Origin of the sequence: Bradyrhizobium altum, from assembly GCF_020889705.1 — a bacterium.
Taxonomy (GTDB): Bacteria; Pseudomonadota; Alphaproteobacteria; order Rhizobiales; family Xanthobacteraceae; genus Bradyrhizobium; species Bradyrhizobium altum.
Genome location: NZ_JACMYP010000369.1, coordinates 1 through 6772 on the forward strand (window position 1 = coordinate 1; position 6772 = coordinate 6772).

Below are 6772 nucleotides of genomic sequence, written 5' to 3' on the forward strand. Positions count from 1 at the left end.
GGTTCCGCAACCGGTGCTTCGGCGATGGCCGGTTCGGCCGCGGGCGTCGCCTGGTCCGGATCGAATTCGCTGAGCCGGCGGGCCAGCGCCGCGAAAGCGGCATCCAGCACGGCCTTGGCATCGTCCATCGAAACCTGGGTCGCACCGGCCTCGATCGCGCTGGCCTGCGAATCGATGATGTCGCAGATCCGGCCGTCATTGCCAATCTCGCGCAGCCGCCAGGAGATCTCCCGAATCACCCGTACGCCCTTGCGCACCGGCGCGAGGTTGGGCTCGAAGCTGATGCCGTCGAGTGCCGCGATGGCGGAGGCCTGGGCGGCCTCGATCGCGCCGCGCAGGGCAGCCAGCGCCTGTGCCAGTTGTTCGTCCCTGACGGCCGCCGCGGCGGCTTGCCGCTGCGCGCTGAGGCTGTCCTCGATCCGCGCCACGGCATCGAGCACCATGCGGGTATCGGCATTGCGGTTGCGCTTGGCGTATTCGCCGAGGAACCAGCGGCCCCGCGAGGTCTCCATGAAGGCCGCGCTGATCGCAGCATAGTCCTCCTCGCTCGGCAGGGCCGCGCGGGCGGATATCGGCGACAGGGCGAATGCTTCTTCGGCCATCACAATCTCTCCGCGCAAATCACTGCGCGTTACGCTAACGATCACCACGATATCGCGCGAATCGCAATTGAATTGATGTCTTCCGAATCACAAATCCCCATCGCAGCAAAAGTTGCGCCGCGGCGATTCGCGCGCAGCCTCGCGGCATTCTATGCCACGACGTTCGGGATGACCGGGGTCCACCTGCCGTTTTTCACGGTGTGGCTGAAGGCGATCGGGATCGATGCCACCTGGATCGGCCTCATCACGGCGGTGCCGCCGGTGACGCGCTTCACCGTGCTGCCGCTGGTCACCGCGGCCGCGGAGCGGCGCCAGATGCTGCGCGGCGCGATGATCGCCACGGGATTCGCCACCGCGGTGGGCTTTGCCGTGATCGGCACCCAGCACCAGCCGTTGGTGCTGCTCGCGGTCTATGCGCTGACCTGCTGCGTCTGGACCCCGATGGTGCCGCTCACCGATGCCTATGCGCTGCGCGGCGTCAGGCAATACGGCTTGAGCTACGGACCGTTGCGGCTGTGGGGCTCGGCCGCCTTCGCGGTCTGCGCGCTGATCAGCGGGTTCTTGCTGCGCTATGTCGCCGAGGTCGATCTGATCTGGATCATCACGGCCGTGACCGTGCTCGGCGCGCTGGTCGGGCTGACGCTGCGGCCGCTCGGCCGCCCAGCGGCCGCAGTTGCGCCGGTGGCCGGCGCGCCGAGGCTGCTGCGCAATCCGACGTTCCTCGCCATCATCGTGTCCTCGGCGCTGATCCAGGGCAGCCACGGCGCCTATTACATCTTCGCATCGATTGCCTGGCAGCAGGCCGGCTTCAGCGGCCTAACCATCGCGGCCCTCTGGGTGCTCGGTGTGATCGCCGAGATCGTGCTGTTTGCGGCCTCACCGCGCTTTGCGCTGCCGTCGGCTGTCCTGGTGATGATCGCGGCCGCCAGCGCCGCGGCGCGCTGGGCGATCACCGCGCAGGATCCGCCGCTTGCCGTGCTGGCCGTGGTTCAGCTCGGACACGGGCTGAGCTTCGGACTGACCCAGGTCGGCATCATGGGCCTGATGGTGCATCACGTGCCGGTTCATGTGATGGCGCGCGCGCAGGGCTATCTCACTGCCTGCGGCGGCATTGTCGCGAGCACCACGGCGATCATCAGCGGCATGGTCTATGCGCGCTTCGGGCTCGGCGTTTACGACATGATGGCGGCGATGGCGGCGACGGGCGGGATTGTGATGTGGTTGGCGCGGAGGCGGTTATCCCTTCATCCCCAGAGCGCAGCGTCCGGCGGATAGACCAGGCTGCCGTCGTAGCGCAGGCCGTCGTCGCGATCCCTGGCCAGCAGGAGCGGGCCGTCGAGATCGACGAAGCGCGCGGCTTGCGCGATCAGCATCGCCGGCGCCATCGCGAGCGAGGTCGCGACCATGCAGCCGATCATGATCTCGAAGCCGAGCGCGCGGGCGGCATCCGCCATCGCGAGCGCTTCGGTCAGCCCGCCGGTCTTGTCGAGCTTGATGTTGACGGCGTCATAGCGGCCGCGCAGGCCTTCGAGTGAGGCGCGGTCATGCACGCTTTCGTCGGCGCAGACCGCAACCGGGCGCTTGATCCGCAGCAGCGCCTCGTCCTTGCCCGCCGGCAGCGGCTGCTCGATCAGCGTGACGCCGGCATCGGCGCAGGCCGCGAGATTGGCGGCGAGGTTGTCCTCGGTCCAGGCTTCATTGGCGTCGACGATGAGTTCGGATGCCGGCGCCGCCTTGCGCACGGCGGCGATCCGCGCGGTGTCGCCATCGCCGCCGAGCTTGATCTTGAGCAGGGCGCGATGCGCGGCCTTCGCGGTGGCTTCCGCCATCGCCTCGGGCGTCCCGAGCGAGATCGTATAGGCGGTGGTGCGCGGTTCGGGCGCGGGGCGGCCGAGCAGGTTCCAGATCCGCCTGCCGGCGCGTTTGGCCTCGAAGTCCGACAGCGCGCAATCCAGTGCATTGCGGGCGGCCCCGGCGGGCATGCTGGCCTGCAAGGTGATGCGGTCGATGCCGCCGGCGAGCGGCGCCTGCATCGCCTGGATCGCCTGCAGCGTCGCCTCGGGCGTTTCGCCGTAGCGCGGGTAGGGCACGCATTCGCCGCGGCCTGTGAGGCCGCCCTGGCTCACCTCGGCCACCACGACGACGGCCTCGGTCTTGGCGCCGCGGCTGATCGTGAAGGTTCCGGTGATCGGCCAGCGCTCGATCCGCCCTGTCAGGGAAACGGCTCCGGGAGGGGTGGAAGTCATTTTAAAGTCTACTATTTCCTGAACCGTAGCTTGCGACGCGCAACCAACTATGGCTGGTTAGCGACAGATTCGACAAGCCGATCCGGCAAGCCGCCGGAGATCAACGGCCAGCCGGCTTGAGGGGTAGGCAAAAGGTGAGCGGCGACCCGACACTGGAGCGGATAGCCCAAGGCGAAGGACTGGCGTTGTGTGCGGCGGGCAATTGGACAGCCCGCTTTGCTCCCGCGCTCGAGCGGATCGTCTCCGACGCCGAGAAACTGCGCGGCAGCCGTCCCCACATCTTCATCGACGTGTCGCAGGTCGCGAGCCTCGATACGTTCGGCGCGTGGCTGATTGAGCGGCTGCGCCGCAGCCTCAGCGACGCCAGCGCCGAAGCGGAGATCGCCGGCCTCTCCGCCAATTATTCCAGCCTGGTCGACGAGGTGCGCCGCGTGGGTCCTGCGCCGAGGGTCGTCAGCGACCGGCTGTCGATCACGGGCATGCTCGAGCAGATCGGCCGCACCGTGGCCGGGGTCGGCGGCACGATCATCGGCCTCGTCGACATGCTCGGCGCTGTGCTGGCCGCGGCCGGCAAGGTGCTGATCCATCCGCGCAGCTTCCGCCTGACCTCGACCGTGCATCACCTCGAGCAGGTGTGCTGGCGCGCGGTGCCGATCGTGGTGCTGATCACCTTCCTGATCGGCTGCATCATCTCGCAGCAGGGCCTCTTCCATTTCCGCAGGTTCGGCGCCGATATCTTCGTGGTCGACATGCTGGGCGTGCTGGTGCTGCGCGAGATCGGCGTGCTGCTGGTCGCGATCATGGTCGCGGGCCGCTCCGGCTCGGCCTATACCGCCGAGCTCGGCTCGATGAAGATGCGCGAGGAGATCGACGCGCTGCGCACCATGGGCTTCGATCCCATCGAGGTCTTGATCCTGCCGCGCATGCTGGCGCTGGTGCTGGCGCTGCCGATCCTGGCCTTCCTCGGCGCGATGGCCGCGCTCTATGGCGGCGGCCTGGTGGCCTGGCTCTATGGCGGCGTCGACCCGGAGGCCTTCCTGCTCCGCCTTCGTGATGCCATATCGATCGACCATTTCATCGTCGGCATGGTCAAGGCGCCTGTCATGGCCGCGGTGATCGGCATCGTCGCCTGCGTCGAGGGGCTGGCGGTGCAGGGCTCGGCGGAGTCGCTCGGACAGCACACCACCGCGTCGGTGGTGAAAGGAATCTTCTTCGTGATCGTGATGGACGGCGTGTTCGCGATCTTCTTCGCCTCGATCGGGATGTGATCATGGCCGAGCAGGACATCGACGCCATCATCCGGGTCCGCGACATCACCGTTCAATTCGGCACCACGCGCGTGCTCGACGGCCTCGATCTCGACGTCAAGCGCGGCGAGATTCTCGGCTTCGTCGGCCCGTCAGGCGCCGGCAAATCGGTGCTGACGCGCACCATCATCGGCCTGGTGCCGAAGGTCTCCGGCCGCATCGAAGTGTTCGGCGTCGATCTCGATGCCGCGAGCTCGGCGCAGCGCCGCGCCGTCGAGCGGCGCTGGGGCATTCTGTTCCAGCAGGGCGCGCTGTTCTCCTCGCTCACGGTGCGCCAGAACATCCAGTTTCCGGCGCGCGAATATCTGCGGGTCTCGCAGCGGCTGCTCGACGAGATCATGGTGGCGAAGCTGGTGATGGTCGGGCTGAAGCCCGAGGTCGCCGATCGCTATCCGTCGGAACTGTCCGGCGGCATGATCAAGCGCGTCGCGCTGGCGCGCGCACTCGCGCTCGATCCCGAGCTGGTGTTTCTCGACGAGCCGACGTCGGGCCTCGATCCGATCGGCGCCGGCGATTTCGACGAGCTGGTGCGCACCCTGCAGCGCACTTTGGGGCTGACCGTTTTCATGGTAACCCACGATCTCGACAGTCTTTACACCGCGTGCGACCGTATCGCCGTTTTAGGGAACGGTAAGATCATCGCTGCAGGATCGATCGCCGACATGAAGGCATCGCAGCATCCGTGGCTGCAGCAATATTTCAACGGCAAGCGCGCCCGTGCCGTTGTGGCCTAGCCCATGATCCCGAAACGAAAAGACCGGTTTTCGGACGAGATCATGCGCCAACAAGGAATTCGACGGGCTCGAACGCAGGCCGACTGCGCGAGCGCCCAAGAGTGATGAACGCGAGTAATTGATGGAAACGCGGGCGAACTACGTCTTGATCGGGGCTTTCACGCTGGCGGTTATCGCCGCGGCGTTCGGCTTCGTGCTGTGGTTCCAGAGCTTGCACACCACCAAGCAGCGCAGTCCCCTGCGGGTGATCTTCGAGGGACCGGCGTCGGGCCTGCGCAACGGCGGCAATGTCAATTTTAACGGTATCCGGATAGGGGAAGTGGTCTCGGTCAAGCTCGACAACCCGCGACGCGTGGTCGCGCTGGCGATGATCGAGAACAACGCACCGCTGCGCAAGGACACCCTGGTCGGCCTCGAATTCCAGGGCCTGACCGGCGTCGCCGCGATCTCGCTGAAGGGCGGCGAGGAGGCCGCTCCGCCGGTGCCGCTGGATGAGGACGGCATCCCGGTTCTGACCGCCGACCCGAATGCGCTGCAGGACGTCACCGAAGCGATCCGCGCCACCCTGCAAAACGTCAACCGCATCGTCGCCGACAATCAGCAGTCGGTGAAGAATTCGCTGAAGAATCTCGAGGTCTTCACCCAGGCGCTGGCGCGCAATTCCGAGAAGATCGACAACGTCATGCTCAAGGTCGACGGCGTGATGGGCAAGGCCGACAATCTGATGCTGGGCCTCAATGCGATCGCGGGCGGCAACAATGGCAGCGAGCTGAACCTGATGGTGAAGTCGATCCGCGAACTCGCCGACGATCTCGACAAGCGCTCCAATCTCCTGATCAACGACGGCCGCCGCACGCTGTCCGACATCAGCCGCGCCGTGAACAATTTCGACCGCAACCCGAGCCGGGTGATCTTCGGCGGCAGCAACAACGCCGCACCCGAGCCCGCGCCGGCTCCGGCCGCAGCACCGGCCGGGCCGCGGCGCCGGCAGCAATAGGCTACGCGCCTTCCGTTCGTCCCGACGATCGTCGCAGTCCTACTGGGGCGCTGCCTGAGATGGCTCGGCTGCTTCAGGAACGAAGCGGCGATAGCGGTCGTCCGGATACGTCTGCTCCGAGCGGATCCTCAAGCTGCGAATATGGTGGGGATCGGATGCCGCATTGACGACGCCGTTCGTTGCCGGCCATGCGCGGCTGGTCGCATCGCCTGCCGGGCTGACAGGCGTCGTTCGAACGACATGAGCATCGGCCGCGGGCTTGCTCTCTTCCTTTATTCTGATGGTCCGGATTTTGGACGGCTGGATCGGGTCCGCCGTCGCAACCGCGGCCACCCCGATCGTCCCGAGCATCGTCAGCGCGACGATGGGGCGCCAGCGTGCGAGCAACATCTGAACCCTCCCAGCTCGTTCTCCCGCAATTCTAGTCTTGCGGCGGTCAAAAGCAAAACGGAGGCATCGCTGCCTCCGTTTCTTGTACTGGGTGGTTCGAACGCTTACCCCAGCCGTCCCGCGGCGTGGGCGAGCAGGGTGTAGACCAGCCCGGTCTCCGAGGTCAGGTGGCTGCTCAGCTCCTGCTGGCCGCGGCCTTCGCGGGCGACTTCGTCGAGCAGGCGCTCGAATTCCGCGATGTAGCGGTCGACCGTCTGCTTGAAGCCGCGGTCGGCGCGGTACTTGCGGGCCACCTCATCGAAGGCCTTCTGGCCGGCCGGCGTGTAGAGGCGCTTGGAGAACGCCTTGTTCTCGCCGCGCTGGTAGCGATCCCACATCTCGGCCGCAAGCGTGCGGTCCATCAGCCGGCCGATGTCGAGCGACAGCGATTCCAGCGGATTGGCGGCCGGCTGCTGCTGCGGACGCGGGCGCTGCTGGGCGTCGCGGTTCTGCGGGG

General features: G+C 66.8%; 7 protein-coding genes and 1 pseudogene. 4 read left to right on the top strand and 4 right to left on the bottom strand.

All coding sequences use genetic code 11. The features are described from left to right. Nucleotides 1-602 (bottom strand): annotated as a pseudogene (locus tag H8B02_RS43735) (hypothetical protein); the annotation flags it as partial. Between the two features lie 75 nt (nt 603-677). On the opposite strand from H8B02_RS43735, the gene H8B02_RS43740 reads away from it, so the two are divergent. Continuing rightward, nucleotides 678-1877, top strand: coding sequence for an MFS transporter (locus H8B02_RS43740; protein WP_229171976.1), 1200 nt, complete (start codon nt 678-680; stop codon nt 1875-1877). Here H8B02_RS43740 and dgcA read toward each other — a convergent pair. Continuing rightward, a complete protein-coding gene (dgcA, locus tag H8B02_RS43745; RefSeq protein WP_229171977.1) occupies nt 1847-2848 on the bottom strand; it encodes an N-acetyl-D-Glu racemase DgcA in 1002 nt (333 codons plus the stop codon). The two genes, H8B02_RS43740 and dgcA, sit on opposite strands and share 31 nt — an antisense overlap. Nucleotides 2849-2982: 134 nt before the next feature. Here dgcA and H8B02_RS43750 point away from each other — a divergent pair, with 134 nt between their 5' ends. The 3 genes from H8B02_RS43750 to H8B02_RS43760 all read left to right on the top strand — a co-directional run bounded on the left by H8B02_RS43750 (nt 2983) and on the right by H8B02_RS43760 (nt 5886). Further along, complete coding sequence (locus tag H8B02_RS43750) at nt 2983-4116, top strand: MlaE family ABC transporter permease (RefSeq protein WP_229171978.1); 1134 nt, start codon at nt 2983-2985, stop codon at nt 4114-4116. A gap of 2 nt (nt 4117-4118) precedes the next feature. Next, nucleotides 4119-4889 (top strand): ABC transporter ATP-binding protein, encoded by a 771-nt coding sequence (locus H8B02_RS43755; protein ID WP_229171979.1) that lies wholly within the window; start codon nt 4119-4121, stop codon nt 4887-4889. A 121-nt stretch (nt 4890-5010) separates the two neighbouring features. Continuing rightward, nucleotides 5011-5886 carry an MlaD family protein gene (locus H8B02_RS43760; protein WP_106328293.1) on the top strand — a complete coding sequence of 292 codons (876 nt, stop codon included), beginning with the start codon at nt 5011-5013 and terminating at the stop codon, nt 5884-5886. Nucleotides 5887-5925: 39 nt separating this feature from the next. On the opposite strand, the gene H8B02_RS43765 is transcribed toward H8B02_RS43760, so the two are convergent. Continuing rightward, a complete protein-coding gene (locus H8B02_RS43765) occupies nt 5926-6276 on the bottom strand; it encodes a hypothetical protein (RefSeq protein WP_229171980.1) in 351 nt (116 codons plus the stop codon). Between the two features lie 104 nt (nt 6277-6380). Continuing rightward, on the bottom strand, nt 6381-6772 hold a 392-nt coding region (locus tag H8B02_RS43770; RefSeq protein ID WP_229171981.1), incomplete at its 5' end, for a hypothetical protein.

Coding starts and splice junctions, on each gene's coding strand:
- H8B02_RS43740 (WP_229171976.1), top strand. CDS start 678: ATGTCTTCCGAATCACAAATCCCCATCGCAGCAAAAGTTGCGCCGCGG.
- dgcA (WP_229171977.1), bottom strand. CDS start 2,848: ATGACTTCCACCCCTCCCGGAGCCGTTTCCCTGACAGGGCGGATCGAG.
- H8B02_RS43755 (WP_229171979.1), top strand. CDS start 4,119: ATGGCCGAGCAGGACATCGACGCCATCATCCGGGTCCGCGACATCACC.
- H8B02_RS43760 (WP_106328293.1), top strand. CDS start 5,011: ATGGAAACGCGGGCGAACTACGTCTTGATCGGGGCTTTCACGCTGGCG.
- H8B02_RS43765 (WP_229171980.1), bottom strand. CDS start 6,276: ATGTTGCTCGCACGCTGGCGCCCCATCGTCGCGCTGACGATGCTCGGG.